We start from the raw sequence: 26,038 nt of genomic DNA, 5'->3' as shown, positions 1-26,038 counted from the left end.
AAACCGGCAATGGAATAGCCGAAGGGCCCTGTTCGATCTTACTTCGACTTCCAACTGTCCAGCCACCGTCTGAATCCCTTGCGCTTTTCGTCAATCGCGTCGCCTGCGGCATACAAGCCGTCTTCGACATTTTCCAAAACAGGATCGATCCGTCTTTGCCGGAAACGGCGCCACCGAACCCACAGAGCCCAAACGATGGCCACAAACACGGTCAGGAAAATGATATTGAACCAAGGGATGATACGAACATCCGGGCCTTCGACATGGCGAATAAAAATTGCGTTAGGGAAGATCGACATAAACTCGTTCCGCCAGCCATAATGGGTGACCACAACCCAATCCGGATCCTCTTTTGTCGACTTTGCATCATTCGCTTCGGTATAAAGGTTCGCCGTGTCGAATTTGAAATAGGGCGGCCAACCCCAGCCCGTATCTTCGTTGCGATACACGATGGGTTTGCCGTTGGCGCGCACCGCCTGAATGAATTGAACGTCGCGGTTCGACAAGCTGGTCGATTGATCCTCGGGTTCAGACCAGAAGATCCGCGTCCAATCGTTCAGATCCTGACGTTCCTCATAAGTGTTAACGATCCGCACGACATCATGTTGCGGCAGCGCATATTGGAGGATCGTGCCAAGCGTGATCCAGAAGACAAGAATGAAACCCCATTTCAGATAAGCCATGTCTTATCCCTCACATGTAATTCACGATATAGATCAGTGCGCCAACAGCGATCCAGGGCACAATGTAGACCGCGAGTATCAACTTGCGCCGGAAAGAATTGTCATAGACGTGCAATCCGCGTTCAACAAACGCGTTCTTGTCACCGGTTTTGCCTTTCTCGTCCCACCAGCTTTCCAGTTTTTGCCGCCGGACACCGCGCGAGTAAAGAGACAGCGCAAAATATGCAACCGTCTGTAAAAACAAAAGGATCAGAAATAGTCGTAGCGCTCCGAGCATTTCAATCCCTCCTTACAGAACCCCAGGGCCCGACACGAGCAATCAGATCGTCACTGATCCGATCGTCACCGCTCATATCAGGCTCATGCCCGAACAAGGCCGCCCGTGCACCTGCTTTGTCCAGCTGATACTCGCGGGCAAGGAAATCGGCAACATAGGCTTTTTTGCTTTCAGGCCACTGGGCGTAGGTCGCATAGAACAGCTCTTTGTGGCAAATGAACATCTGGCGCGGGTCCAGTGGCGCCAGCTCGGTCAGCAACATGTTTACCAAATCCCGATGCGGCGTGTTGGCCGCCCGCAGAGTATAGAAATAGGCCGGGTGATCCGAGGTTATGCGCGGCCACCGCCCGCCATCCGTTGCCCAGCGCAGCAGCTGCGCCAGCCCGTGATAGGCCTCAGGCAATTGGTCCACATGACGGCGCGCAAGATGGCGCAGGTCCCGGCGGTCCAAGCCTTTCAGGTCAACATCGGCATGCGCAGCCGCCGACACCGTCAGAAAATCCATTTTTTGCTGCAAAATGGCAGCAGAATCCACGCCGCGCGCCTCGATGATGGTTTCCACGAGCTTGTTATAGTTCAGAAATTTGGCGATCTGATTGTGCTGCGACATGTGAAACACATAGTCCAGCGGCAAGCCGTCTGGCCGTTCACCCGCATAAATCGCAGCCGGATGCTCAAGGTCAGGAAACAGATAAAGCCCGCCATAATGCGCCGTCCAGAAGTTCGGTTGATCAAACGCGGTATGGCGCAAACGGACAGGGTTGCGTGTCACATCGCCTGTATCTTTGGCTGTTTCGATCATCCTGGCGATCAGAACATCGTCGAACCAGGCGTCCTCTTCGGTTTTGAACTGCTCGACCATACCCGCCAATTGCTCGGCCTTTCGCAGGGTACCACCCACTGTATCCGCTTCAATCTCGATCTTGCTGAGCGTCAGCAGATCAGCCGGCGTGGTGAGCTTGAAGACCGAGTTCACCAGCTCTCCGGCCACCGCATCCGTTGCGGTCAGAGCAAACAGCTGCGCTTCGTTCTGTTCGATAAAGTCGCGCAAGATGTCGCGCGAGGTTGAGAATTTGACATTCAGCAGAGGCGCGCGTTTCTGCTCGGTCGTCAGCAGGATGAACTGCCGATTGACCCCATTGGGGTTGAGGTAAAGCGGGTCACCCAGTTCCTGCCCAATCTCGGGGGAATAGCCCGAGATATCGATATGAAAATCCGTCAGCGCGGTGGTCTTACCCGACAGATGCTGCAGCGCGCGATTATACCGCTCGACCAGAGCCGGGCTGGAGATGTGGACAAGATTGCCAAACATCAGGCCTTTTTCGATGAGGCGGATCATGACGACAACCTATGCGCAACTTGAAGATCAATTACTTTGGCCAAGCCGACCCAATAAGGTGCCGACAAAATGAGCCCCCCCATCAGGAGTACGGAGGGCTCTAGACGCTGACCCAAACCCCAAATTTCCAAAACAAGAACACCAGAAAAAGCGATAACGCCGGAGTATATGGCAACTACAAAACCCAAATTTGCGGTCCACCAAACAAAGAAACGCAACCACATGAACGCTCCCTTTGGAACAGGCAAAAGACGCCTTATCACCCAAAGGACGAACTTAATGCCAATATAGGCAAGAAGAGTACAGGTCATCAGGAAGATGATATCTAGCACTCAGGCTCTCCCGCAAAACAGTTCGAGCTTATATTCAACTCAGCTTACTCCCCTCCTGAACCGCCCCACAACCACAGCCGCTAACACCAGCAAAGGCAACGCAAAGGACCGCGCGGTAATCTGCAAATTGAAGCCGATGTAAGACACCACGCTGCCCTCAAACAGGATCAGCGTCTCTTCCCACGAGGCACCCTCGAACCCGCGGCTGGTATTGATGCCGAACTGGATCAGATAGAGAACCGCCACAGCCCCCAGAAAGCCAACTACGCCCCAGCGCAATGGCAGAATGAGACCCAAAACCAGGGCTACTGCGGTGATTGCAAGTGTCAGTATCATGTCTTTGCCTCCTTTGAACGACGACGCGTTGTTGCATACGCGCCACCTGCAAAGATCATCGCCGGAGCATACCAGAACAACGACTGGCCAAGAAAATGTGAAGGCATTTCACCAGGTCCGAATGCGTGCAACAGAGACTGAGGACGCAAGACCGAGGCACCATTGATCCAAATCTCGAACAGGCTGCTCCAGATATAGGTGATCGCAAATACGATAAGCGCAAGCATCGCCACAGCCCTGCGCGATGCATTTCGACAACGGGCAACCCAAATACCCACGCAGAGGCACGCCGCAACCAGAGACGCCAAAATCAGGAACAGCCCGCCGCTCACCCTTTCCCCTCCAGATACCGGCGTTTGGCCTCCTCCATTCGGCCCATCTCACGCACCGCGTTCTCAATCGCGACCTCGTCGCTCTTGTCGGCATAGCGGAATTCGCTGTCGGCGTAGCGGTTGATTTCCTGGATCACCATCTCGACCGTGATCGGCTGGCGCAGGTCAGCGATCATGGCCTTTTTGGTGTCATAGTCACGGAACAGGAACAGCTCGGGGTTCTCCATCCACTCATCTGGCAGTTCGAAATCCATCGCGCGCACCTTGACCGCGTCGGTGATGTTCTTGATCGCACGACCGGTGAACCGTTCATCTGCGGCCTGAATCGCCTTGAGGTAGGTGCCCAGCTTGGCAATCGTGTCCAGCTGGCCGATCTGAGCCGATACCCGGTCGTAAACCTGCAACAAAGCATCCTCATGCGGGCGGGAATGGCTTTCGAAACTGGCGGCGACGGCCTTCTTGATCTCCTGCGCGGCATAGGCTTCGTGTTCACCCAGCGGAATGTCGTGGTTGCGGCCCATCAGCAGGTGCAGGATGTCGATATAGTCCTCACGCGTTTGCGGCCCGTCCACCAGGAACCGCGCACCGGCCCGTTGGCGCAGGGCGTCATCCACATTCTCGGGGTAGTTCGAGAACATGCCAAAGGTGCAATTGCCGCGCACAACGGTGTTGGCCCCGGCGAAGCTCTCCATCAGGACTGCGGTGATTTCCAACTGTCCGGCGCTGGACTGCCGATCACCACGCTTACCCGCCAATTGGTCGATATCGTCGATGGTGCCAAAGCCGATGACCGAGGGGTCAATGATCGTGTTGATAAACGCCTTGGCGTTCTGGCCGGATTTGCCCTGATAGCTGTCGATATTGTCGGTGCTCAGGTTCTGATAGCGGAACGGGTAGCCCGCGTTCTGGCAATAGTCATTGATCAGCCCGGCCATCATCTGGATCAGAGTGGTTTTCCCGGTGCCCGGTTTGCCATCGCCCATGAAGGTAAAGATGAACCCGCCAAGCTCGGCAAACGGGTTCAGGCGGCGGTCGAAATCATAGGCCATCAGCATCTTGGCCAGCTTCATCGCCTGATATTTGGCGATATGGTTGCCCACCACCTCATTCGGCTTCTTGAACGTCATGGTAAGCGTGGTGGATTTGGCCTTGGACGCTGGCTCAAACCCCCGGATCGTCAGATCATCCGTCTCGATATGCCAGGACGCAGTCTGAAACGGGCTCAAATGGCCCGCTGATTTCACGCGCAATGCAACCTTGTCCATCAACTGCTCGGCATAGGCACTGGCGGCCGCGATCAGATGCGCATCATCGGGCGCATGTTTGGCCAATATCTGATCCAACTCCCACAGCGCGCCATGCAGAGCGAGTTGGCCATTATCGGTCAGAACTTCTTCGATCTCACCCAGATCTACCGTGGTTTCGCCCAGATGCGAGGACATGAGGTAAGCCAGCGAGTTGCCAAACACATGGCCCGTAATCAGCGCCTCAGCCGTCAGCAATTGCGAAAATTCACTCTTCCGCGCCGCAGGCAAATCCCCCGCCAGATTGGCACGTTTCAAATCGGCCAGCGGGGTCTGTTCGGCATAAGCCTCAGCCACCGCCAGAGCAATCGCGATGGCCCGGCGAATACTCTGCTGCACCGTCGCCTGCGGCGGCGATACCAGCGCATCGCCATCATCCGACGCCTCAATCCGCTCGACCAGATGCACCCCATCCGCCCGCGCCACCCGCCGCGTCACCAACCCTGGCGTCGTCGACCGAAATCGCCGCCCTGTTGTGACACCCGGAGACCGCTCCACCGCTGCCTCAACCGGTTTGGCAATCCGCGGAGCATGCTCGAACCCGCTCAGCAAAGCGGTCGCCGCCGGGTAATGCTTGCGAATATCGGCCTCGCGCAATTCCATCTGATCTGACGTCAAACTCATCTCAAAACCCGCCCCTGCTTCTTCTGTTCAAAAATACCTCCGCCGGAGGCATGAAATCTAATAGCGCAACACCTGCCCTGCCTTGCTGACCACGAATTTACGCACATCCCCAAAACCCGGCGGGTTACGCTCAGCCAGCACCTGAAACGGGCGCTGAGGCAGGATGATCGAGCGCTGCGTGCGTGTTGCCCCGGTTTCGGCCCCCTGCCCGCCAAACGGGTCCAGCGCAAAAACCTCGCGGTCGACCGTGCCGAACCAGCCTGCGCGTTCCTGCACCACGTCCTCGCTCTGCAACTCCTCGATGGTCCAGGCCATGGCCCAATCCTGACCCTCAGGGGCCTGCGCATCTTCCAGCATCCGACGCAATGGCCCGGATTGCTCGGTATAGGCCGAGGAATACATCGGCCCCACATGGATACGGCGTACGAGTTTGGGATGCAGATCGTCGAAATCCTGATCGAACCCTTTGGCGATGGTCACCAGCTTCAACCCGCCCAAAGACTGCGCCATAAGATGTGCCTGCACCTCGGGCCAGCGGCGTTGGTCCTTGGGCAGTGCTGTCTTGCCGCTGTCTTCCAACTGCATCATGTATAGAACTGGCAGGTTGATCTGACTGTCATAGACCGCCCAGTGCAGCAGGAACTTGCGGCGATCGCCTTCATTCTCGATCCAGTGACATTCGGGATCGTTACGCGCCCAGAACAGCTCTCCCCTCAGCAATTCCTCGTAATAGAGCCTTTGCGACAGCGCGAATTGCAGCTTGGTGGGGATCTCCTGATCGCCAATAATCGTCCGCACCATGTCGTTTTTCAGCTCATCGGCTGAGGGCATATTCGCCAGATGCACTTGCGCCTGCTGCGCGTCATTCGCCATGGTCAGCAACTCGGCCGCCACCGGAAACCCGCTGTCGCGCTTGTCCATCGCAAGACTGCCAAAGAACCGCCCCGTATCGCGCCCGACCAGCAGGTATTTCATGGATAGCGCGCGAAAGGTGTAGAGCAGCCCCGAAAGATACCGCGACACGATCCGCACCTCTTGCTTGCTGATCGCACCCTCAGCCTCCATCGTTGCAGCCACGCGCAACAGGTGGACGGTGATCACCTCAAACTTGCGGAAATAGCGGCGCGAGGCGAAGGTGTCGGTCAGGCCGACATGGTCTTGGGTGGGGTTAGTCATTTTGGGTTACCAAACTTGTCGTAGGCCCAAGGGCGGTATTTTCGATCAAGCTCGTTCCCCTTTGTGCGAAACCAAGTGAACAACCAAACACCATAGACAATGAACGCCATGCTGGTCGAGACTAAGACGACCTCGGCAATCAAAGCATCCGAACCAAAAACTCTTATTGCGATCACACATGATGCTACGCAAAAGAGCATTCCGATGGCGCTAAGCCCCAAGAACGACGCCAAGAGTTTAAGGATCGAGCTAGTCCGACCCGATCGAACCATAGAGGTTTAACCCCCATACAAATTCTTATCATGCTTCTCCACAATCGACGCGAACCGACGGGCAAAGCGTTCGTCCGCCTTGGCCTTTTTCTCCAACACATCACGGGCAAAGACCATGTGGTCCTCATGCGCTTCAAGCATGTCGGCCATTTTCTGGTTCGTCGCGGTGCCGATAGCCGCCATGGCAGTTTGCGCCTCTTGGTCTGTCTGCACGCCGATCTCGTTGATGCGGTGCGCCACGTCCTGCTGCTGCGCGGTTTTCAACGATTTGGTCAGGGCGTCATACAGCACCACGCGCTGCTGCGTGTCTGTTTGCAGCTTGTTGATCAGCACCATCTGCGTCGCCGCCTGATTTTGCAGTGAATCGACCCAGGTTTTGCCCTTTTCGATATAGCGCTCAAGCGTCTGGCTTTTGGCCAGCTTGACCTGTTCTTCCTGAACCTTGGCGTTGTATTGCGTATTCAGCTCGGCCAATTCAGTCTCTAATTGGGTGCGCGCGGCAGCGTCCTGTTCGACGCTGATCTTGTTTTCCAGAGTAATAATCGTCGGGTCCATGCCTTGAATCTCGGCACGCAATGCCTCCAGTTCGGCTACGGTAGCCTCACGGTCATCCAGCGTGACGGAAAGGTTCTGTTCGACCTTCACCCGCTGTTCTTCCAGCACCGCCAACTGCCCTTCCAGCAGCTTCACGATCACATCGGATTTGGCGATCAGGTCTTGCAGCTTGTCGTCAATATTGGCGGTGCGCATCCGCTCCTGCCGCATCGACTCGGATTTGCCCTTGGCGAAAATGCCGACAAAGCTCTCCCACCCGGTTTTGGAGCGCATCTCGTCGAAATCCTTGGAAAAGGCGCTGGTCACGTCGTCCAGACCCATGATCAGCTCGGCGATATTGGCGTTCATCACCTCGGTATGGGCGTGCACATCCTCTAACGTCGCATTTTCGATGTCGATATCGGCCTCAGCCGTGCCGATCTTGGCCCGTACGGCCTCGATCCGCGAGGTCAGGCTTTCGATCTGTGACTGGCTTTCGCGGACTTTGGTCTGGGTTTCCTGAATCAATGATTCAAACTGCTGGTTCGACATCTTCTATCCCTTTTTTCGTTATATACCCTATAGATAGGTGATGTTACGGCCTTTTACATCCCCTCGGGTGATAAATTCCAGAAAAGACTGACAAATTCACCCGCCAAAAGATAGCGGCAACACCCATTTGGCGCGTGGATTTGGGTACGCGCGCTTTCCCTGCAACGCCGCCGCCCTTTGTCATCAAACTGAAACAAAACCGTCATGGTCACGCAATAAACCCGGTCCATGCCACTCGACGTTCTAGTGAGAGAGGATACCACAGGATGTCACTGCGCTTTGCCTGCCTGACATCTGCCCTTGCGCTGACCGCTGGTCAGGGCCTGGCAGAGATGAATTTCAACCGGATTGCGTCTTTCCCTGTTGTTAAAAACATGGGCGAAGGGGCCGATACCACCCGCGAAACCTCGCCCGAGATCATCGCCGCTTCGGCCGATGGCATGACACTGGTCTATACCGACAGCCCGCTGGGTGTGATCGGGATGATCGACATCACCAACCCCGCAAAGCCGGCCCCGCTGGGCGCGATGGATGTGGGTGGTGAGCCCACTTCGGTCGGCATCGTTGGTGCGACCGCGTTTGTCGGTGTGAACACATCCGAGAGCTATACCGCACCGTCGGGCAAGCTGATCTCGGTTGACATCGCGAGCAAGGTGAAAACCGGCGCCTGCGATCTGGGCGGCCAGCCCGACAGCGTTGCCATCGCACCCGATGGCAGTTTTGTTGCTGTGGCCATTGAAAATGAGCGCGACGAAGACCTGAACGATGGCATCATCCCGCAGCTGCCTGCCGGGTCTCTGGCTCTGGTGCCGCTGAAGGATGGCGCACTGGATTGCGCGGGCATGATACTGGCCACCCTGACCGGTCTGGCCGAGGTTGCGCCCACCGACCCCGAGCCTGAGTTTGTTGACATCAACAGCCTGGGTGAAACTGTCATCACCTTGCAGGAAAACAACCACATCGCGGTGGTCGACAAGGATGGCAACGTAGTCAGCCATTTCTCGGCTGGCAGCGTGGATCTGGAAGGCATCGACGCGACCGATGAGCGCGGTGCACTGATCTTTACCGAAAGCCAGCCGGGTCGCCTGCGTGAGCCAGACGCGGTGAAATGGATCGATGACAACCACTTCGCCACGGCCAATGAGGGCGATTACGAAGGCGGTTCGCGCGGCTGGACGATCTTTCACAAAGACGGCAGTGTTGTTTACGAAAACGGCACCGATTTCGAGAAAGCCATTATCCAGATCGGTCATTACCCCGACAAACGCTCGGACAGCAAAGGGGTTGAACCCGAAAGCGTGACCGCAGCCACATTTGGTGGCACTCCGATGATCTTTGTGGGGGCCGAGCGCGCCTCGGTCGTCGGCGTCTATGACGCCACTGATCCGGCGAACCCGGTGCTGAAACAGCTGCTACCCTCAGGCGTTGGCCCTGAAGGCTATGTAGCGATCCCCGAGCGCAACCTGCTGATCTCGGCCAATGAAAAAGACCTGATCGAAGATGGCGGCCCGCGCGCGCATGTGTCAATCTTCGAATATCAGGATGCGCCTGCCGCCTATCCGCATCTGACGTCAGAAGGCGCGGATGAGCTGATCGGCTGGGGCGCCCTGTCCGGGCTGGTCGCGGACGAAGATGGCATGATCTATGCGGTCAATGACAGCTTCTATGGCTTCCAGCCTTCGATCTTCAAGATCGACCCCAGCCAGCAGCCCGCTCGCATCGTGGACGTGATCCGCATCCACCGCCAAGACGGCAACCCGGCGCAAAAGCTGGACCTTGAGGGCATCACTCTGGACGGCAATGGCGGCTTCTACGTCGCCTCAGAAGGTCGCACCGACCGGGTTATCCCGCATGCGATCTATCACGTGTCGGCCGACGGTCTGATAAAGGACCGCAAGGGTGAGATCGGCTTGCCAGCCGAGCTGATGGCGGTCGAGAAACGCTTTGGCTTTGAAGGCATTACCAAGGTCGGCGACACTCTGTGGATGGCGGTTCAGCGGGAATGGAAGGACGATCCGGAAAACCATGTGAAACTGGTCTCCTACAATCTGGACAGCGGTGAATGGGGTGCGGTGCACTATCCCAAAGCGGATCCCGAAACCGGCTGGGTCGGCCTGTCGGAAATCGTGGCCTTTGGTGACCATGTCTATGTCATTGAACGCGACAACCAGCACGACCACCGCGCGGTGACCAAAAAGATCTATCGCATCCCGCTGGCGGACATGAGCCCTGCCCCGTTGGGAAGCCCCCTGCCCGTGGTCAGCAAGCAAGAGGTCCGCGACCTTCTGCCCGACTTGACCTCAACTGGCGGCTATGTTCTGGACAAGATCGAAGGTTTGGCGATCCTGCCCTCGGGCGAGGCGTTTGTGATGACCGACAATGACGGTGTCGACGACGCTTCGGGTGAGACGATGTTCTGGTCGATCGGATCTGTGAACGCGGGCAATTGATCCAGCTCTGAAAGCACAAGCTTCGCGTCTGACTTCGCGGAGCTTATTTAATGTTAATACGACCGAAGTCGCGAATTCCGATAGGGCCGAGCGAAACAATACGACGATTATTGCGGCATTGTGGCCGAAGTTGGAGTGCATTAAATTAATTTGGTTTTCTTATTTCGCGCACTACCGTATTATATCTTAAGTACTGAATATTAATTCGGTGCCCCTTTAACGAGTGAACAAATGAACCGACTGTCGACCGACTCTCAGATTATTTCTGTTACCAGATTTCTATGCATTTTCTGCATGATGTACGTTCATGTGAACCCTGGATCTCACCAAGAAAGCGCGGTGATGACAGGGGACTATCAGATTCTTGCCTGGCTCTTGATTGAGATGAGCGGCCGCGCGAGCGTTGCGGCATTAAGCATGATCAGCGGCTTTCTCTTATACGACACGGTTATTCGTGGCTTGCTGAAATCCATAAAAGATCGATTTATCGTTTTATGTGTTCCCATGATCACTTGGAACGTCATCACGATTGCTTTGGCACTTTTGGCTCTTTCCGCTGGGATATCGACAACAACAGCCGAGATCCTCAAATCAGGGTCCCAGTTGGACCTATTGAATAACGTGACCGGACTGTTTGACAAAACGCTCGGCCTTCCTCTTTTCTTTCTGCGCGATTTGTTTGTTTCCTCGTGCATTATCGCGCTCGCACGACCTTTGATTGTCGCCTTTCCCTTGGTCAGCGTTGTTGTCGGTTTAGCCGCCTACTTTACCGACAGCCTGGAACCACTGGTCTTTCGCGAGAGCATTTTGCTATTTATGCTTTTTGGCTTTGTATTGCGTCACAAGCGCGTATCGCTAGCGCAGATGGCAGATCTCAAGATTGCCATACCTGCCTTTATCTCGTTTTTTGCGCTGATGCTCGTCATGTCGCAAACGCAACCGGATTCAAGCCAAATCCAAAACGTAGTCCACCTTGCAAGTAATCTTTTCAAACGGCTTGCACTTGTTTTTGGTTTCTTGGCACTCAGCCTTGTAGCTGTGAAAATACACTTCTCAGGCTTCTTCGTTAAGCGCGAGCCATTTATTTACCCCGCGTTTCTTAGCCACGCGATAGTTATCTCTACCTTGTATCAAATATTGGTGCACATTGGATTAGATCCAAACCAGCCGATATATGTGCTTTTCTTCCTTGGAGCGCCGGTGATAGCACTGTTCTGCGGATCGATCCTCTATAAAGTTGCACTCAGGTTGCCGAGCACTCTGTCGGTATTATTGATTGGCAAAAAAACGCATCGGAAATCTGTGGCAAGAGGTCAGGAAGCTACATAGTTTTTTGCGCCAGTGACCAGACCAATGCAACCAGGTCGAGGTACCTGCTTGACCCGCTGTCTGTGAAACATTAGGTGCACCACCTTCTGCGCATTTTCGAGAAAGTTTTGGGCATGGCACCTCATGGCCCCGTATTCGGTATTGATTTCGGCACGTCAAACTCCGCTGCCGGGTTTCTGGAAAACGGAAAGCCCAAGCTGGTCGAGATGGCGCCCGGGCAAACAACCCCGCCCACCACATTCTTCTTCGACTTCGACACCCGCGAGACCCTGATTGGCGAGCCCGCAAACACGGCGCTGTTGAACGGGGCCGAGGGGCGATTCATGCGGGCGCTGAAACGGGTATTGGGCACCAGTCTGATGCATGAGAAGCGTCAGATCCTGAATGAAAGCGTAACCTTCGTCGATATCATCTCGCGCTTTCTGGCCCGCATCAAAGAGCGGGCCGAAGCACAGTGCGGGGCAACAATTGATCAAGCTTTGTCAGGTCGCCCCGTCGTGTTTCACGCCACCGCAGACCCACGCGAAGAACAGGCCGAGGCCGACCTGCGCGCATGCTATTTGGCGGCCGGGTTTAGCCAAGTGGATTTCATGCCCGAACCCGTCGCGGCGGCGATTTCCAGCGGGGCATTGGGGCAGACGGATCAAATCGGGTTGATCGTTGATATCGGCGGCGGAACCTCGGATTTTTCGCTGTTTCGGACCCACGCGGCGCAGGTTGAGATTTTGGCCAATCACGGGGTGCGTATTGGTGGCACGGATTTCGACCGAGCCATCAACGTGGATTTGGTGATGCCCCTATTGGGCAAAGGCACCAAACTGCGCAAAGTGATGGGCCCCGGCACCTCACCAACGCCTGCAGCAATTTTCAACGACTTGGCGACTTGGGAAAAGATCCCGTTCCTCTATACGCCACAAAATCGACGGATGGTCGACGAGATGGCGCGCCTGGCGGAAGAGCCCAAGAAGCTGGCGCGGCTGTCAACAGTTCTGCATGACGAGCTGGGCCACGATCTGGCCTTCGCGGTCGAACGCGGCAAGATCGCGGCCAACACGCAAAGCTCTGACGCCGAAATCTCGCTGGCTCAAATAGAACGCGACTTGTGTGTCCCGGTATCGATGACGCGCTTGGCTCCGTCGCTCAACCCGTTTGAGCACAAACTGTCAGAGGCCGCACGCGAGACACTCAAACAGGGGGGCATCGCCACGAATAAGGTGGATTGTATTGTCTATGTTGGCGGATCAAGCCTGATGAGCACTGTGACAGCATCCATGAAGTCGGTTTTTCCTGACGCAGAGCACCGATTTTCGGAGGTGTTCACCGCTGTAGCTGACGGCCTGTCTATTGCTGCAAACCGTAGCTAGGGGCAGATTGCGCTTCGGTGAACTGTTCCAGCATCACTTGATACTCGGACGGTACATCTTGCATCGACAACAGCCCGACAACCCGCGGCCCATCGACGACCGGCAAATGTTTGAACCCGCCCTCGACCATCAGCTTCATGGCCTCTGCAGGGCTGCAGGTCGCATGAGCGACTGACGGGCTGGGCGTCATGATTTCACGCACGCGAGTCTGACCGGTCGATTTCTTCGGATATATACATTTCTCGATTACATCGCGTTCACTCAGAATGCCGATCAGCGCATCGTCTTCGATGATAACCAAGGCGCCCACATTAAGGTCATCCAAAACACCACAGGCCTCGCTGACCGTAATGTCAGGACCGCTTTGTGGAAGCGTGCGCGTCTTTACAATTTCTGCAACCGAATGAACAACCATGTATTACCCCCTAAAACAAAACTCTTCCGGGCTAGCATGGAAATGAGGTGGCTTGAGTGAACTGGTTCACAGATCGAGCCGTTTACAGCCCCAGAATTTCCTAAAATGCGAAACAATCCGCTTTTTTGCACAGGAAAGTACCGCTCAACCAGAGATATTGTCCCCGTTTCTGCGCTTCAACGCAGCGGCGATCCCGCTCTGATTCTACGGGGTGCTCTAAAATCACAACGCCCCGCGTCTGGAGGAACGCGGGGCGTGTGGTGCGATAATACGGGAGGAGGAGATTATCGCGGGTTCAAAAGGGCCTTAGTTTACGGCCTTGGCGTCAACGACGTCTTTTTCGATCGCTTTGGACGAAGAGATCTCGATCCGGCGCGGTTTCAGCGCTTCAGGCACTTCTCGCTTCAGGTCGATGTTCAGCATGCCGTTCTCATGGCTAGCGCCGGTGACGCGCACATGATCCGCCAGTGCAAAACGGCGCTCGAATGCGCGGGTGGCGATGCCACGGTGCAGATAGCTGCGTTCTTTTTCGTCCGCCGCTTTCTTGCCAGAGACGACCAGTGAATTCTCTTTCACTTCGACCGACAGATCATTTTCCGAAAACCCGGCAACAGCCACCGAAATACGATAGGTGTCAGCGTCGGTCTTTTCGATGTTGTAGGGCGGGTATGTGGGCTGAGCCACATCTTTGGTCAACACACGATCCATCACGTCGGCGATCTGGTCAAAACCAATGGTGGCGCGATGCAGCGGTGCAAAGTCAAATGTACGCATAGGTGCAATCCTCTTTCAGAGCGATTTATGTCGAAGCCCTCCATTCGGACGGGCGATTGAGTGTTCCGGACCCCGTTGTGGCGATCCGGTAAGATTCAGATGGGAAGCCTTTGTGGTGTGTTCAAGACCCGTCCGGACGAATGAATTTGGCACCCGAACCTGACTTGCCTGAGCCGACACGCAAACGACGAATTTCGGCCTTGGGCTGCGGCGCCCGTTTGCGCATGGTGCTGCGCAATTCCGATACAATGCCGGATAACTCCATCCCAAATCCGATCTTGCCACGTTCATCTACGCTGACAGCCGACACAACTGACAGGATCTGCCAACGCGATCCCTTGCGCGCCAAAAGCGCAGAACCGGAAGACCCGAAGGTAATGTCACAATTGAACAGGATCAGGCCCTGTACTCGGTCCAATATGTTGCATGACCTTTCGCGCGTTATCGCGTCGGCGCGTCCGCGGCCATATGAGGCGATGCTGACTTCATCCGACAACGCCTGCCCATCATGCAGTGCAAAGGGATTTGCAATTGAATAGGGAATTGGCTCATCCAACCGCATCAGAGCCACATCCGTACGAACACTTGCGGGCGAAAGCGGTGCATTGGTTCCATAGTCGGGGTGCGCAACAATTTGCACGACCTTACGATCCGCAAGCGCCGATCCATTGCTAAGCCCTGCGCGAAAGGTAACTTCACCGGGCAAATAAGGATTTCCAGTCTTACGATCCAAAGCGCAATGTGCAGCGGTCAAAACCAGATCCTGCGCGATTAACGTACCGGTGCAGAACGAGCGAGTGCCAATATCCAACCGACCGACAGCTTCCCATCCGTAAAGGTCGCTCCGATCGGTCAGCTTGCGCTTGTCGCTTTGGGCCAAAGCAATTGAAGCGTTCAGGGTCAACAAAATGGAAAAAAGAAATCTTATCACGGTCGAATAAACCTCGCTCCGATATTCCGGTCAGTTTCAGAACCTTGGGATGATGCTTTCAAACCCCGGCCAGCCGACAATTCATCGTGCAAGACCTCCAACGCGTCGTCGACCGGGGTCGCCAGAGCAACACGCTGTCCTCTGATTTCGGCTTTGGCCGCGACGATCGAGACAATCTGCGGCTGCTCACCCAAAAACGAGAACACCGGCGCACCCGACGCGCCCAGCTCCACGTCACAGGACATAACAAGAATGCCCCCCAACCCGCTCATGACCGAACACACTTCTTGCAATGAAGGTGTTTCAGCGCGGTCCTGAGCATAAGAGACAACGCCAACTTCTTGACCCTGCGCAGGACGTTGACCGGTATCAAAGGGTGTAACCGCTGTATTGCGAACCGGTTGCCAAAGCTCGATCAAGGCGATGTCATTTTGGACCCGCGCAGCGGTCGTTTCGTGGTGGTATTCATAGTCGGGATGAATAACGGTCTGGCGCGCAGCCCGATATGCCGAAGCACGGCCCAATCGCCAACCTGCGAGAAACTGAATGCGCGCCGGATCAATCCGCGTTTGTGTCGCCTTGTCAAAAAGACAATGCGCGGCAGTCAGCACATGTGTTGGGGAAATCAGCGTGCCGGTGCAAAACCCCGCGCCCTTGATATCCAGCCGCCCGACCGCCATCCACTGACGCCCGGCATCCGTTGTATCCAGACGCTTCAACCCTGTGTCCTGCGCCATGACGGCCGCGGGTAGAACCGCACAAATAAATGAGAAAATCCAACTGCGCACGCGTAACTCCGGCTCTCCACCCCGGACACAGGTGGTAAGCCGTGCGTTTGTCGAAATTAGGGCAAAAACGGTACCTTAGCGTTAACGCAGGATCGGAACCGCAGACCCTGGCATTGTGTCTTCTTTCAAACTGCGCGGCTCGGGCCCGCCGGTCGCCCAATCCAACAGTTCGACAGTATGGACAACAGGAAGTTTTGTACCCGACCCAATCTGCATCATGCAGCCGATATTTCCCGCTGCGATCACGTCGGGTTTCTTCGCCTCCAACGTCTGAACTTTCCTCTGCTTGAGATTGGCAGAGATCTCGGGTTGCATCAGGTTATAGGTACCGGCACTGCCACAGCACAGATGGCTGTCAGTAGGCTCTAACACGGTGAATCCGGCCTTTTTCAACAAGTCTTTGGGATAGGTTTTGATCTTCTGACCGTGCTGTAGGGAACAGGCTGCGTGATAGGCCACAACCATATCCTTCTGAGCGCCATCAGGCAGATCCAACTGCATCAGTAGCTCGCTGATATCCATGGCGATCTCGGATACACGCGCAGCGTCTTTGGCCAAAGCTTCGTTGCGGAACATATGGCCATAGTCCTTCACCGTGGTGCCGCAGCCTGATGTATTGATCACAATCGCATCCAGCCCGTCATCATCCATCTCGCGCGTCCAGGCTTTGATATTCGCGGCCGCCGTTGCATGGCTTTGCGCTGTCTTGCCCATATGATGGGTCAGTGCACCGCAACATCCTGCCCCTTCAGCCACTACAACCTCGCATCCCAACCGCGTCAGCAAGCGGATCGTGGCATCGTTGATATCGGTATTCAGCGCCTTTTGAGCGCAACCCGTCATCAACGCGACCCGCTTTTTCCGCTGCCCCTTGGGCGGAAAGCTCTGCGGATCATCGTTGCGGCTGACCGGAGGAATGTATTTTGGCGCCATGTCCAGCATCGCCCGCAATCGTGCATCGGGCATCAAAAACTTGAACGGTCGCCCCAGCTTGGCCCCGATCAACGCCCAGCGAAACCGCATCGGATAGGGCAGTATTTGCGCCAATACCCACCGCAAGACACGGTCGGTCAAGGGGCGCTTGTAGTTCGCCTCGATATACTCGCGCGCGTGATCCACGAGATGCATGTAATGCACACCCGAAGGGCAGGTTGTCATACAAGCCAGACACGAAAGGCAGCGATCAATATGTTTGACCGTCTTTTCGTCGGGCACACGCTCATTCTCCAGCATGTCTTTGATCAGATAGATACGCCCGCGGGGACTGTCCAACTCATCGCCCAAGACCTGATAGGTCGGGCAGGTCGCGGTACAAAACCCGCAATGCACACAACTGCGCAAAATCTCATTCGAGCGCTGGATTGCCGGATTCTGCAACTGTTTTTCGGTAAATGTCGTCTGCATCGCTTTACCTCATGAGCCCCGGATTAAACAGCCCGCGCGGGTCGAATTTGGCGCGAAGCCCCTGTGTCAGAGCCGCAATTGCTGCATTTTCAGGCTGAAAACGACCGAGCGCGTCAATGGTCGAACGCTCTGCGCGTACAAGTGTCGCGTGACCTGAATAGGTACCAAGTCTTTGGCGCAAATCTGTGCCCGCCGGAACCCGCAGCCACACCAGCCCCCCGCCCCAATCGAACAAAAGCTGATCAGCCCCGGCTTTGTCGGCAATATCCGGCGCATCGCTGGGCTTGACCGAAAGCCGCCAAACATCACCCCCGCCTTGGCCAAACGCCCGAACATCGCGGATCTCTGCCCAAGTGGATACGGCATCTGGCTCTTCGACAAGTGTACCAAATCCCCTGAGCGTCTCAGCAAGCTGATCGGTGCGATAGGCAACTGAATCCGCGAACCCTTCGATCCTAAACAAGGCTTTTTGTGCGGTTGGGTCAAAAGCGGCACCGTTCACTTCATACGGAGATCTCAGCGCTTGCGACATGGCCGAGACGGCTGTTGCCGCATCAGATATCGCAAGCGACAGGCTCGCCACAGCCGCGGGCTTGGGTAAAACCTTCAACGATACTTCGGTCAAAACCCCTAAAGTTCCCCAGGACCCGGCCATCAACTTGACCAGATCATAGCCGGTGACATTCTTCATCACCCGCCCGCCGTTTTTGATTACCTGACCGCGCCCATCGACAAAACGTACCCCCAAAAGGAAATCGCGGCACGCCCCCGCGTGAATGCGGCGCGGGCCCGAAATGTTCGCGGCAACTACTCCACCGATCGTAGGCTCCCCTCGCGTGCCCAACACTCCGCGATGATCCATTGGCTCAAATGCCAATTGCTGCCCTTCCGCATCCAGCGCAGCCTCAATCTCGGCCACCGGTGTCCCGGCTTTTGCCACAAGTGTCAGCGCACCAGGCTCATAAAGGGTGATCCCGCTCAGGCCACGCGTGCTCAACTCCGTCTCAGGCCCGTCGATGCCGCGCGTTCCACCGCCAACAATCCGCACCGGATCCTGCAACCCGGCCACCCGTTCGGCCAGTTCCGCTTCTGTTTGAGGGTCCATATCTCTTCTTCTGTTCAAAAATAACTCGGGGGAGTCGCGCCTGCGCGACGGGGGCAGAGCCCCCTATTCCGCCGCTATCCGCCGCCTCTCGGACACGTCCAGGGGGAACACTTTTGCCGGGTTCAGCAACCAGCTTGGATCAAACACATCCTTGACCACCATTTGCGCTTCAAGATCGGCTGGTGTGTACTGATGATGCATCAGGTCGCGCTTTTCGATGCCAACCCCATGCTCGCCAGTCAAACAACCGCCTTCATCCACACAAAGCTTCAGGATCTCCGCCCCAAACGCCTCACATTTCTCAAGATCACCCGGTTTGTTGGCATCAAACAGGATCAGCGGGTGCATATTGCCGTCACCGGCGTGGAACACATTGCCAACTGGCAGGCCATATTCTGCACTCAGCTCACCAATCCGGCGCAAAACCGCAGGCAGAGCCGAGACAGGGATTGTTCCGTCCAGACACATATAGTCGTTTAGCTGACCCATCGCCCCAAAGGCCGACTTGCGACCCAACCAGATCCGAGCGCTTTCCTCGGGCGACTGGCTTTCGCGCAGTTCAACCGGGTTGTGGCGCTTGGCGATCTCGACGATCTTGGCGAGTTGGCTGTCAATTTCGGCCTCTGACCCTTCGACCTCGACAATCAGCAGCGCTTCGCAATCGGGATACCCGGCCTGCGCAAAGTTCTCGCAGGTTTGAATACACAGCTTGTCCATAAACTCGATCGCAACGGGCAAAATACCAGATTTGATAATGTCAGAGACACATTGCCCGGCCACCTCATTGTCATCGAACCCCATCAGAACCGGACGCGCACCCTCGGGCTTACGCAGAATGCGCAAGGTTGCTTCGGTCACCACGCCCAATTGACCTTCCGAGCCGCAAATTACGCCCAAAAGGTCCAACCCGCCTGAATCAAGGTAGGCGCCGCCAATTTCGACAACGCTGCCATCCATCATGACCATGGTGACGCCCAGCAAGTTGTTCGTGGTCACGCCATATTTCAAACAATGCGCCCCGCCGGAATTCATCGCGATATTGCCGGCGATGGCACAGGCCAGCTGAGATGAGGGATCCGGCGCATAGAAAAAGTCTTCTTCTTCGACGGCTCCGGTTACGCTCAGATTGGTGCGCCCGGTTTGAACGCGGATGAACCGGTTGTCGTAATCCGTCTCGAGCACGTCTTTCATCCGGGCAATGCCAAGGATGACACAATCCGCCGTCGGCAAAGCGCCACCGGCCAATGACGTGCCCGAACCGCGCGGAACCACCGGCACGCCCTCTTCGTGGCAGATGCGTAAAACGTCCGACACCTCCTGCGTCGAGGCAGGCAACACCGCCAGCATGGGTGGGCAGCGATAGGCGGTCAGCGCATCGCATTCATAAGCGCGCGTCTCGGCTGGATCATCAATCACCGCATCAACAGGCAGGACCTGCTGCAATCGCGTCATGACATTGCGCTTTTTCGCAAGCACATCGGGATTTGGCCGTGGCATTTCCATTGCTGATCCTCCAATTTGGTAAAATAATATTACCAATTCTTCAGTCTGGCAAGTCCTCTAAACGGGCTCTAATGTCGCGGCCATGACTTGGATTGATCGCGCTCTGGTTTTCTCTCCCCTGGATTTTGTTGCCGTCCTCGTGTTGATCGGTGCGTGGCAGGCCATTGGCTGGATGATCGAACATCCGTCACGAAAACGCCCGTCGGTTGCAATGCTGATGGATGAATACCGACGCGGCTGGATGCGCGAGATGGTGACGCGGCAACCGCGTGTCTTTGATGCGCAGGTGGTGGGTGCGATGCGTCAAGGCAGCACCTTTTTTGCCTCGACCACCATGATTGCCATTGGCGGCGGTTTGGCCTTACTGGGCAATACCGAGAAACTGGCAGGTGTCGCCAGCGATCTGGCTATCGGCATGGCCCCCGCTTTGGTGTGGGAGATCAAGATCCTGGTCGTCATACTGCTGTTGGCCAATTCCTTCCTGAAATATGTTTGGGCCCATCGCCTGTTTGGTTATTGCGCTGTACTGATGGCAGCCGTTCCCAATGAGCCCGAAGACCCCCAAGCCTATCCCCGCGCCGCCCAAGCTGGCGAAATCTGCGTCACCGCCGCGCGCAGTTTCAACAGGGCGCTGCGGGCGACCTATTTCGCGCTGGCCTCTTTGGCCTGGTTTCTTGGGCCGATCACCTTGATCCTTGGCGCGGCGATCACCTTCGGCGTGCTCTATCGGCGCGAGTTTGCATCGCAATCGCGATCAATCCTGCTAACCCTGCCCGGCGACACCAAGACGTGATCCCAATTCAAACTCTGGCATTCTATGGTTTCTCTATGCGTTATCTGATTCTCTTTGCTTTTCTGGCCACGCCTGTGCTGGCCGATCCGCCCACCATCGAAAACATCGCGGCGAGTCGCAGCGGCGACACCTGGCGATTCGACGTCACGATTCGCCACCCCGACACCGGCTGGGATGACTATGCCGACGGCTGGCGGGTGCTGGATATGGACGGCAATGAACTGGGCATGCGCGTGCTGCATCACCCGCATGTGGATGAACAACCCTTTACACGTTCGCTGGGTGGTGTGGTGATACCCGCCGGGACGACGCAGGTGCAGATCCAGGCCCGTGACAATGTGGGCGGGTGGAGCGACGACACCACGATATTTGATCTGAACTGAGGGTCAGAACACCCCAAGACTAAGCCCGGCGGCCATTGCAGCGCCGATCTCACGGCATTGCTCAAGCTGGTCATTTGGGATGGTCTTTTCGGCCAGAATCGCTTCGGGTGTCTGCGCGTGGGTGCACAGGATCAAGGGCGGCTGCACCTCTTTCAAGCGCCAGCCTGTGGCGATCCGGGCCATCTGACGCACCGCGTTTTCGCCGTCTGACCCGGCACAAACCATCTGCGCATAGGGCCGACCTTCGATCTTGCCCAGCACCGGGTAATAGGACCGGTCAAAGAACTCCTTCATCAGACCCGAAAGTGCCGCCAGATTTTCGGGCGCACAAAAGATATAGCCATCTGCCGCGAGCAAATCCGTTGGCCCTGCCTGATCCGCCGGTTTCAAGACGACATCAGCCTCGTCGCGCCCCGCCTCAGCGGCGGCCTCGGCCATTTGCCGCGCCCCGCCGGTGCGCGAATGGTAAACGATCAAAAGCTGCGCCATGTCAGACCCGGTGATATGGGCCGCCCGACAGGATTGTTGCGGCCCGGTAAAGCTGTTCAGCCAGCATCACACGGACCAGCATATGGGGCCAGACCATTGCACCGAACGAGATGGAAAAATCCGCCTCGGCCCGCAGATTAGGGTCTATTCCGTCCGCACCGCCAATGATCAACGCCAGATCCTGTCGCCCGGCGTCGCGCCACCCGCCAAGTTTCTGCGCGAAATCAGGAGAGGACATCACCCGCCCGCGCTCATCCAGTGTGCAGATCACCGCCCCTTTGGGCAGGGCTTTGCGCAGCAGCGCGGCTTCGGCGCCCATGCCTGCGTTCTTCTTGTCTTCAACCTCGATCACCCGCGCAGGACCAAGGCCCAGGCCACGGCCGGTCCGGTCAAAACGGGTCAGGTAGTCGTCAAGCAGTGACTTCTCGGGTCCAGCGCGCAATCGCCCGACCGCAACTATGCTGATACGCATATGTCTCTCGCCTCCGACCTTTCAATACAGGCCGGAATAGCGCCTCAGTTCGCCGAGGCGCTGCCACCCGCAGGCAGCCACATCTTTTCCAGCTGATAGAATTCACGCACTTCGGGGCGGAAGATATGAACGATCACGTCGCCCGTATCAATCAACACCCAGTCGCCGGCATCCTTGCCTTCGACCTTCGAGGTGAACCCGAATTCCTGCTTGATGCGATCCGTCAGCTTTTCCGCCATGGCCGAGACCTGACGGGTCGAGCGACCCGACGCAATCACCATGTGATCAGCAACCGAGGATTTGCCCTGCAGGTTAATCTGCACGACATCTTCGGCCTTATCGTCGGAAAGTGAGGAAAGGATTCGTTCAAGCAGCTTGTCGCTGATGGACTGAGAGTGGGCCATCATGCTGGCCCGGTCATCGGCGGGCAAACCCGCCTGGGTATGTAGAGACAGGACATAGTCCTCCTTTGTTGCGCGCCGCCACATCCCGGGCGCAGGGGTATATGTAAAGTAACAAGCACCTTATGACATTTCAATGAAGACGCAGCAGTGACCCCAGATCAAATTTTGGTTGATGCATCGGCGCACTCCGGAAGCTCCGAGGAAACGACATTGTTCATAACAGTCCGCGCTGGAACATCTACAAGTAATGGCAGGAATTCACCTTCTTGGCTCAGTCGAATGGCTACGGTCAGTCGTTCCTGATCAATATCGGTTGGGTGATTTAGGCAGGGACCAAAGCTCAATGACAAGCTGCCTTTTGTCCCTTCCGGATCTTCTATTTTCATCCTGCTGATCTCCTGTTGCACGGACTGGAACCTTTCAATGTCCTGATCTGCAATCAGAAAAACACCGTCATCAACCTCATGCAGCACAAAACGCTCAGAAATAGAGCCATCGGCACCATGTCCTGAAAGTTCAATGCGCCCAGAATCCGGTCGGACACCCAACGCGCTTGGCAATTCGAACTTCAGGGCAATGTTGGATGGGCGAGCCGTTAACGGATCGACATCCGTCAGTTGCCGAACAGTGCCTGGAACAACGCTATTACACCCTATGAAAAGCAGGAAAACCACTGGAGCTACAAATTTCATTATTCACCCTTTCGAATCATTTATTATTGTTATACGATAATTATTAATTGCAGAAAGGCAATGATATGAAGCAACGCATTATTCAAATGTCGAAACGGCTCTATTGGTTCACCACCGGTGCCGTGGTTATCATTCCAACGCTCGTAGTTTACGCAATACTCAGCGGCGAAGTCCCTGCGTTTGCGATATCTTCATCCAACATGCCGCTCAGCGGTACGATTGCACTCACTCTTATCGCGATGCTTGGTCTGGCCCTGCTGATTTGGGTGCTTTGGATCCTGCGCACGATCCTAAAAGATTGCGCGGGTGGTGCTGTGCTTGTTCCCGAAACAGCAAAGAACATTCAACGGCTGGGCAAAGTCGTTCTTGCGCTTGCTGCCTTTCAAACCCTAGACGATACGCTGATCGGCCTTGCCGAAAATATTGGAAAAGCCCAGGGCGAACGCAGCCTCGTTATCAGTATTGGCTCATCAGACTTGCTTATGCTGCTTTGCGCAGGGTTGGTTTATCTGATTGGTTGGATCTTTGCTGAAGCCGTGTTGATAGATCGCGAGAACCGGGAATTCGTATGATGCAGATCGTAGTTCGGTTGGATGTCATGATGGCTAGACGCAAAATCAAAGGCAAAGACCTGGCGCACTCGATCGGCATCACCGAGCAAAATTTGAGCTTGCTGAAGTCAGGAAAAGTCAAAGGTGTTCGATTCGAAACTCTCGCCAAGCTGTGCGAAGCCTTGGACTGCCAACCTTCCGACTTGCTCGAGGCCGTCCCAGACGACCCACCCATTTCCCTTGAACCAAGCACCAACGGATAGTATCTGGGGGCCATGAGACTATCAGTGGCCCAGATTCAGAACCTTGAAGATCGCGCGCGCTTGCGTGAACGGTTCTATGGGGCTGCCCGCACTGTTCTGGCCCGCCTATCCGCGGCCTAAGCCACCTCGCCAGCCAATTCTCATTCCAAAAAAACGGGAGAGGACACATGTCCCCCAAAACACTCTATGACAAGATCTGGGATGCCCATGTCGCCCACGAGGCCGAAGATGGCACCAGCCTGCTGTATATCGACCGCCATCTGGTACATGAAGTGACCAGCCCGCAGGCCTTTGAAGGGCTGCGCATGGCGGGTCGCAAAGTGCGCGCGCCTGAAAAAACCATCGCTGTACCGGATCACAACGTGCCCACTACGGCTGACCGCGTGAACGGGATCGAAAACCCGGAATCGCGCATCCAGGTCGAAGCGCTGGACAAAAACGCCAAGGATTTCGGCATTCACTATTACCCGGTGCATGACGTGCGCCAGGGCATCGTGCATATCGTCGGTCCGGAACAGGGCTGGACCCTGCCTGGTATGACTGTGGTTTGCGGCGACAGCCACACAGCCACCCATGGCGCGTTTGGCGCGCTTGCCCACGGCATCGGGACATCCGAGGTCGAGCATGTTCTGGCCACGCAGACTCTGATCCAGAAGAAATCCAAGAATATGAAGGTCGAGATCACCGGCAAGCTGCAGCCCGGTGTGACCGCCAAAGACATCACCTTGGCCGTGATTGGTGAAACCGGCACTGCTGGTGGCACCGGCTATGTCATCGAGTACTGCGGCGAGGCGATCCGCAACCTGTCGATGGAAGGCCGTATGACCGTGTGCAACATGGCCATCGAAGGCGGTGCACGTGCGGGCCTGATTGCCCCGGATGAGACCACGTTCGAATATGTCAAAGGCCGCCCGCACGCTCCGAAAGGTGCGCAATGGGAAGCGGCGATGGAATGGTGGAAGACGCTATATACTGACGAAGGTGCGCATTTCGACAAAGTTGTCACCATCCGAGGTGAAGATATCGCCCCTGTCGTAACCTGGGGCACCAGCCCCGAGGATGTTCTGCCCATCACCGCATCCGTGCCCAACCCGGACGATTTCGAAGGCGGCAAGGTCGATGCGGCCCGCCGCTCGCTGGAATATATGGGGCTTGAAGCCGGTCAAAAGCTGAGTGACGTCGAGATCGACACTGTCTTTATCGGGTCCTGCACCAATGGGCGCATCGAAGACCTGCGCGCAGCGGCTGAGATCCTGAAAGGCAAAAAGATCAAGGACGGTATGCGTGCGATGGTCGTGCCGGGCTCGGGCCTCGTGCGGCTTCAGGCCGAAGAGGAAGGCCTGGCCGATATCTTCAAAGAGGCCGGTTTCGAATGGCGTCTGGCGGGGTGTTCCATGTGTCTGGCAATGAATCCTGACCAGTTGCAGCCGGGCGAACGCTGTGCCGCCACATCGAACCGCAACTTTGAAGGCCGTCAGGGACGCGGTGGGCGTACCCACCTGCTCAGCCCGGCGATGGCTGCCGCAGCGGCAATCACAGGACGGCTGACAGACGTGCGTGAATTGATGTAAGGTCCGCTCATATCTAGATATTTGAGGGATTGAATCATGAGTGACTGGATCAAATGGCTTCTGCTGGGGCTTCTATCCATAGCGTTCGGCGTGTTTGTGCTGGGCGCACCGGTGGTTGCATCCGTTGCCGTAACAGTGGTGACCGGTGTGTTGCTGCTGATTGCGGGCGGGTTGCAGATTGTTGGTGGCTTCACTGTTGAAGGCGCCGGTAACAAGATCCTGTCACTCATCATGGGTGCGGTCATGCTGTTCCTGGGCTGGTCCTTCCTGGATCACCCGTTGCAAGGCACGCTAACCTTGGCGACCGTGATGCTGATCCTGTTCATGGCAGGCGGCATTGCGCGGGTCATTCTGTCGTTCCAGATGAAAGGAACACAGTTTTTCTGGCCCACGATGATCTCGGGCATCTTGTCGATCGTCCTCGCCGGTATCATCTGGACTTATGTGGGCAAAGAGCCGGCTGCTCTGCTGAGCATTCTGGGGATTTTCCTGGGCATCGAGATGCTGTTCAACGGGTTTGGATTGGTCTTCATGGCGTTCTTCGTCAAGAACGCACCCAAGGACGAAACAACCGAAGCGAAAGAAGCTTAAACGCG

30 protein-coding genes are annotated in these 26,038 nt (G+C 56.1%); 10 read left to right on the top strand and 20 right to left on the bottom strand.

From position 1 onward, the window contains the following. Nucleotides 1–38 precede the first annotated feature (38 nt). The 9 genes from GOW40_RS19295 to GOW40_RS19255 form a co-directional block, all read right to left on the bottom strand. Nucleotides 39–683 carry a DUF1523 family protein gene (locus tag GOW40_RS19295; protein ID WP_171133588.1) on the bottom strand — a complete coding sequence of 215 codons (645 nt, stop codon included), beginning with the start codon at nt 681–683 and terminating at the stop codon, nt 39–41. Nucleotides 684–693: 10 nt separating this feature from the next. Next, the gene (locus GOW40_RS19290) at nt 694–960 is read right to left on the bottom strand and encodes a hypothetical protein (RefSeq protein WP_171097844.1); all 267 of its coding nucleotides are present in this window, start codon (nt 958–960) and stop codon (nt 694–696) included. 1 nt (nt 961) lies between these two features. Further along, nucleotides 962–2,299, bottom strand: a complete 1,338-nt coding sequence (locus tag GOW40_RS19285; RefSeq protein WP_171133587.1) for a DUF6638 family protein — start codon at nt 2,297–2,299, stop codon at nt 962–964. Then, nucleotides 2,296–2,631, bottom strand: a complete 336-nt coding sequence (locus GOW40_RS19280; RefSeq protein ID WP_171231128.1) for a hypothetical protein — start codon at nt 2,629–2,631, stop codon at nt 2,296–2,298. The genes GOW40_RS19285 and GOW40_RS19280 overlap by 4 nt, the downstream gene beginning before the upstream one ends. 39 nt (nt 2,632–2,670) lie before the next feature. Further along, nucleotides 2,671–2,967, bottom strand: coding sequence for a hypothetical protein (locus GOW40_RS19275; protein ID WP_171133585.1), 297 nt, complete (start codon nt 2,965–2,967; stop codon nt 2,671–2,673). Next, complete coding sequence (locus GOW40_RS19270; RefSeq protein ID WP_171133584.1) at nt 2,964–3,194, bottom strand: hypothetical protein; 231 nt, start codon at nt 3,192–3,194, stop codon at nt 2,964–2,966. The genes GOW40_RS19275 and GOW40_RS19270 overlap by 4 nt, the downstream gene beginning before the upstream one ends. Nucleotides 3,195–3,295: 101 nt before the next feature. Further along, the gene (locus GOW40_RS19265; protein WP_171133583.1) at nt 3,296–5,227 is read right to left on the bottom strand and encodes an ATP-binding protein; all 1,932 of its coding nucleotides are present in this window, start codon (nt 5,225–5,227) and stop codon (nt 3,296–3,298) included. A 57-nt stretch (nt 5,228–5,284) separates the two neighbouring features. Beyond that, nucleotides 5,285–6,403 (bottom strand): hypothetical protein, encoded by a 1,119-nt coding sequence (locus GOW40_RS19260; RefSeq protein WP_171133582.1) that lies wholly within the window; start codon nt 6,401–6,403, stop codon nt 5,285–5,287. 278 nt (nt 6,404–6,681) lie between these two features. Next, nucleotides 6,682–7,761, bottom strand: a complete 1,080-nt coding sequence (locus GOW40_RS19255) for a hypothetical protein (RefSeq protein WP_171133581.1) — start codon at nt 7,759–7,761, stop codon at nt 6,682–6,684. Nucleotides 7,762–8,027: 266 nt separating this feature from the next. Here GOW40_RS19255 and GOW40_RS19250 point away from each other — a divergent pair, with 266 nt between their 5' ends. The 3 genes from GOW40_RS19250 (at nt 8,028) to GOW40_RS19240 (ending at nt 12,904) form a co-directional block, all read left to right on the top strand. After that, complete coding sequence (locus tag GOW40_RS19250) at nt 8,028–10,211, top strand: esterase-like activity of phytase family protein (RefSeq protein ID WP_171231127.1); 2,184 nt, start codon at nt 8,028–8,030, stop codon at nt 10,209–10,211. Nucleotides 10,212–10,553: 342 nt separating this feature from the next. Next, entirely contained in the window at nt 10,554–11,540 is a 987-nt protein-coding gene (locus GOW40_RS19245) for a hypothetical protein (protein WP_371731873.1), read from the top strand. A gap of 113 nt (nt 11,541–11,653) precedes the next feature. After that, entirely contained in the window at nt 11,654–12,904 is a 1,251-nt protein-coding gene (locus GOW40_RS19240; protein WP_171133629.1) for an Hsp70 family protein, read from the top strand. On the opposite strand, the gene GOW40_RS19235 is transcribed toward GOW40_RS19240, so the two are convergent. From GOW40_RS19235 to GOW40_RS19205, 7 genes are all read right to left on the bottom strand, one after another. Continuing rightward, the gene (locus GOW40_RS19235) at nt 12,882–13,319 is read right to left on the bottom strand and encodes a CBS domain-containing protein (protein ID WP_171133578.1); all 438 of its coding nucleotides are present in this window, start codon (nt 13,317–13,319) and stop codon (nt 12,882–12,884) included. The genes GOW40_RS19240 and GOW40_RS19235 overlap by 23 nt on opposite strands. 306 nt (nt 13,320–13,625) lie before the next feature. After that, nucleotides 13,626–14,093, bottom strand: coding sequence for an Hsp20 family protein (locus GOW40_RS19230; protein WP_171097826.1), 468 nt, complete (start codon nt 14,091–14,093; stop codon nt 13,626–13,628). 121 nt (nt 14,094–14,214) lie between these two features. Beyond that, the gene (locus GOW40_RS19225; protein ID WP_254444516.1) at nt 14,215–14,997 is read right to left on the bottom strand and encodes a serine protease; all 783 of its coding nucleotides are present in this window, start codon (nt 14,995–14,997) and stop codon (nt 14,215–14,217) included. A 23-nt stretch (nt 14,998–15,020) separates the two neighbouring features. Next, nucleotides 15,021–15,761, bottom strand: a complete 741-nt coding sequence (locus GOW40_RS19220) for a serine protease (RefSeq protein ID WP_171097822.1) — start codon at nt 15,759–15,761, stop codon at nt 15,021–15,023. Nucleotides 15,762–15,893: 132 nt separating this feature from the next. Next, nucleotides 15,894–17,216 carry a glycolate oxidase subunit GlcF gene (glcF, locus tag GOW40_RS19215; protein ID WP_171133577.1) on the bottom strand — a complete coding sequence of 441 codons (1,323 nt, stop codon included), beginning with the start codon at nt 17,214–17,216 and terminating at the stop codon, nt 15,894–15,896. Between the two features lie 4 nt (nt 17,217–17,220). Beyond that, the gene (glcE, locus tag GOW40_RS19210; protein ID WP_171231125.1) at nt 17,221–18,321 is read right to left on the bottom strand and encodes a glycolate oxidase subunit GlcE; all 1,101 of its coding nucleotides are present in this window, start codon (nt 18,319–18,321) and stop codon (nt 17,221–17,223) included. Nucleotides 18,322–18,384: 63 nt separating this feature from the next. Next, complete coding sequence (locus GOW40_RS19205) at nt 18,385–19,824, bottom strand: FAD-linked oxidase C-terminal domain-containing protein (RefSeq protein ID WP_171136457.1); 1,440 nt, start codon at nt 19,822–19,824, stop codon at nt 18,385–18,387. Nucleotides 19,825–19,906: 82 nt separating this feature from the next. Between GOW40_RS19205 and GOW40_RS19200 the strand changes: the two genes are divergently transcribed. Both GOW40_RS19200 and GOW40_RS19195 read left to right on the top strand, forming a co-directional pair. Continuing rightward, nucleotides 19,907–20,617, top strand: coding sequence for a DUF599 domain-containing protein (locus GOW40_RS19200; protein ID WP_171097813.1), 711 nt, complete (start codon nt 19,907–19,909; stop codon nt 20,615–20,617). A gap of 35 nt (nt 20,618–20,652) precedes the next feature. Further along, the gene (locus tag GOW40_RS19195; protein ID WP_171133574.1) at nt 20,653–21,000 is read left to right on the top strand and encodes a hypothetical protein; all 348 of its coding nucleotides are present in this window, start codon (nt 20,653–20,655) and stop codon (nt 20,998–21,000) included. Between the two features lie 3 nt (nt 21,001–21,003). On the opposite strand, the gene GOW40_RS19190 is transcribed toward GOW40_RS19195, so the two are convergent. From GOW40_RS19190 to GOW40_RS19175, 4 genes are all read right to left on the bottom strand, one after another. Then, nucleotides 21,004–21,489, bottom strand: coding sequence for a flavodoxin family protein (locus tag GOW40_RS19190; RefSeq protein ID WP_171133573.1), 486 nt, complete (start codon nt 21,487–21,489; stop codon nt 21,004–21,006). 1 nt (nt 21,490) lies between these two features. Beyond that, on the bottom strand, nt 21,491–21,961 hold the full coding sequence (gene rlmH / locus GOW40_RS19185; RefSeq protein WP_171133572.1) for a 23S rRNA (pseudouridine(1915)-N(3))-methyltransferase RlmH: 471 nt from the start codon (nt 21,959–21,961) through the stop codon (nt 21,491–21,493). Nucleotides 21,962–22,005: 44 nt separating this feature from the next. Next, nucleotides 22,006–22,368 carry a ribosome silencing factor gene (rsfS, locus tag GOW40_RS19180; RefSeq protein ID WP_171097805.1) on the bottom strand — a complete coding sequence of 121 codons (363 nt, stop codon included), beginning with the start codon at nt 22,366–22,368 and terminating at the stop codon, nt 22,006–22,008. Nucleotides 22,369–22,523: 155 nt separating this feature from the next. Beyond that, nucleotides 22,524–23,057 (bottom strand): hypothetical protein, encoded by a 534-nt coding sequence (locus GOW40_RS19175; protein ID WP_171133571.1) that lies wholly within the window; start codon nt 23,055–23,057, stop codon nt 22,524–22,526. A gap of 65 nt (nt 23,058–23,122) precedes the next feature. On the opposite strand from GOW40_RS19175, the gene GOW40_RS19170 reads away from it, so the two are divergent. From GOW40_RS19170 to GOW40_RS19150, 5 genes are read left to right on the top strand one after another with little or no spacing between them, the layout of a single operon-like run. Continuing rightward, nucleotides 23,123–23,629 carry a DUF2975 domain-containing protein gene (locus GOW40_RS19170; protein WP_171097801.1) on the top strand — a complete coding sequence of 169 codons (507 nt, stop codon included), beginning with the start codon at nt 23,123–23,125 and terminating at the stop codon, nt 23,627–23,629. Then, a complete protein-coding gene (locus tag GOW40_RS19165; RefSeq protein ID WP_171097799.1) occupies nt 23,629–23,871 on the top strand; it encodes a helix-turn-helix transcriptional regulator in 243 nt (80 codons plus the stop codon). Before GOW40_RS19170 ends, GOW40_RS19165 begins: the two co-directional genes overlap by 1 nt. Nucleotides 23,872–23,883: 12 nt before the next feature. Next, complete coding sequence (locus GOW40_RS19160) at nt 23,884–23,991, top strand: isopropylmalate isomerase (RefSeq protein ID WP_171097797.1); 108 nt, start codon at nt 23,884–23,886, stop codon at nt 23,989–23,991. 47 nt (nt 23,992–24,038) lie between these two features. Next, entirely contained in the window at nt 24,039–25,442 is a 1,404-nt protein-coding gene (gene leuC, locus GOW40_RS19155) for a 3-isopropylmalate dehydratase large subunit (protein WP_171133570.1), read from the top strand. A 36-nt stretch (nt 25,443–25,478) separates the two neighbouring features. Further along, nucleotides 25,479–26,033, top strand: a complete 555-nt coding sequence (locus GOW40_RS19150) for an HdeD family acid-resistance protein (RefSeq protein WP_171133569.1) — start codon at nt 25,479–25,481, stop codon at nt 26,031–26,033. Nucleotides 26,034–26,038: the final 5 nt, after the last annotated feature.

The sequence above is a fragment of the Ruegeria sp. HKCCA6707 genome, from assembly GCF_013033515.1.
Lineage (GTDB): Bacteria > Pseudomonadota > Alphaproteobacteria > Rhodobacterales > Rhodobacteraceae > Ruegeria.
This window is presented reverse-complemented; position numbering and strand designations above follow the sequence as displayed.

Coding starts and splice junctions, on each gene's coding strand:
- rlmH (WP_171133572.1), bottom strand. CDS start 21,961: ATGCGTATCAGCATAGTTGCGGTCGGGCGATTGCGCGCTGGACCCGAG.
- GOW40_RS19205 (WP_171136457.1), bottom strand. CDS start 19,824: ATGGAAATGCCACGGCCAAATCCCGATGTGCTTGCGAAAAAGCGCAAT.
- GOW40_RS19230 (WP_171097826.1), bottom strand. CDS start 14,093: ATGCGTACATTTGACTTTGCACCGCTGCATCGCGCCACCATTGGTTTT.
- GOW40_RS19235 (WP_171133578.1), bottom strand. CDS start 13,319: ATGGTTGTTCATTCGGTTGCAGAAATTGTAAAGACGCGCACGCTTCCA.
- GOW40_RS19195 (WP_171133574.1), top strand. CDS start 20,653: ATGCGTTATCTGATTCTCTTTGCTTTTCTGGCCACGCCTGTGCTGGCC.
- GOW40_RS19190 (WP_171133573.1), bottom strand. CDS start 21,489: ATGGCGCAGCTTTTGATCGTTTACCATTCGCGCACCGGCGGGGCGCGG.
- GOW40_RS19260 (WP_171133582.1), bottom strand. CDS start 6,403: ATGACTAACCCCACCCAAGACCATGTCGGCCTGACCGACACCTTCGCC.
- GOW40_RS19285 (WP_171133587.1), bottom strand. CDS start 2,299: ATGATCCGCCTCATCGAAAAAGGCCTGATGTTTGGCAATCTTGTCCAC.
- GOW40_RS19220 (WP_171097822.1), bottom strand. CDS start 15,761: ATGGCGCAGGACACAGGGTTGAAGCGTCTGGATACAACGGATGCCGGG.
- glcF (WP_171133577.1), bottom strand. CDS start 17,216: ATGCAGACGACATTTACCGAAAAACAGTTGCAGAATCCGGCAATCCAG.
- leuC (WP_171133570.1), top strand. CDS start 24,039: ATGTCCCCCAAAACACTCTATGACAAGATCTGGGATGCCCATGTCGCC.
- GOW40_RS19245 (WP_371731873.1), top strand. CDS start 10,554: ATGACAGGGGACTATCAGATTCTTGCCTGGCTCTTGATTGAGATGAGC.
- GOW40_RS19175 (WP_171133571.1), bottom strand. CDS start 23,057: ATGAAATTTGTAGCTCCAGTGGTTTTCCTGCTTTTCATAGGGTGTAAT.
- GOW40_RS19240 (WP_171133629.1), top strand. CDS start 11,654: ATGGCACCTCATGGCCCCGTATTCGGTATTGATTTCGGCACGTCAAAC.
- GOW40_RS19295 (WP_171133588.1), bottom strand. CDS start 683: ATGGCTTATCTGAAATGGGGTTTCATTCTTGTCTTCTGGATCACGCTT.
- GOW40_RS19150 (WP_171133569.1), top strand. CDS start 25,479: ATGAGTGACTGGATCAAATGGCTTCTGCTGGGGCTTCTATCCATAGCG.
- GOW40_RS19270 (WP_171133584.1), bottom strand. CDS start 3,194: ATGCTTGCGCTTATCGTATTTGCGATCACCTATATCTGGAGCAGCCTG.
- rsfS (WP_171097805.1), bottom strand. CDS start 22,368: ATGATGGCCCACTCTCAGTCCATCAGCGACAAGCTGCTTGAACGAATC.
- GOW40_RS19165 (WP_171097799.1), top strand. CDS start 23,629: ATGCAGATCGTAGTTCGGTTGGATGTCATGATGGCTAGACGCAAAATC.
- glcE (WP_171231125.1), bottom strand. CDS start 18,321: ATGGACCCTCAAACAGAAGCGGAACTGGCCGAACGGGTGGCCGGGTTG.
- GOW40_RS19250 (WP_171231127.1), top strand. CDS start 8,028: ATGTCACTGCGCTTTGCCTGCCTGACATCTGCCCTTGCGCTGACCGCT.
- GOW40_RS19200 (WP_171097813.1), top strand. CDS start 19,907: ATGACTTGGATTGATCGCGCTCTGGTTTTCTCTCCCCTGGATTTTGTT.
- GOW40_RS19160 (WP_171097797.1), top strand. CDS start 23,884: ATGAGACTATCAGTGGCCCAGATTCAGAACCTTGAAGATCGCGCGCGC.
- GOW40_RS19170 (WP_171097801.1), top strand. CDS start 23,123: ATGAAGCAACGCATTATTCAAATGTCGAAACGGCTCTATTGGTTCACC.
- GOW40_RS19275 (WP_171133585.1), bottom strand. CDS start 2,967: ATGATACTGACACTTGCAATCACCGCAGTAGCCCTGGTTTTGGGTCTC.
- GOW40_RS19265 (WP_171133583.1), bottom strand. CDS start 5,227: ATGAGTTTGACGTCAGATCAGATGGAATTGCGCGAGGCCGATATTCGC.
- GOW40_RS19255 (WP_171133581.1), bottom strand. CDS start 7,761: ATGTCGAACCAGCAGTTTGAATCATTGATTCAGGAAACCCAGACCAAA.
- GOW40_RS19290 (WP_171097844.1), bottom strand. CDS start 960: ATGCTCGGAGCGCTACGACTATTTCTGATCCTTTTGTTTTTACAGACG.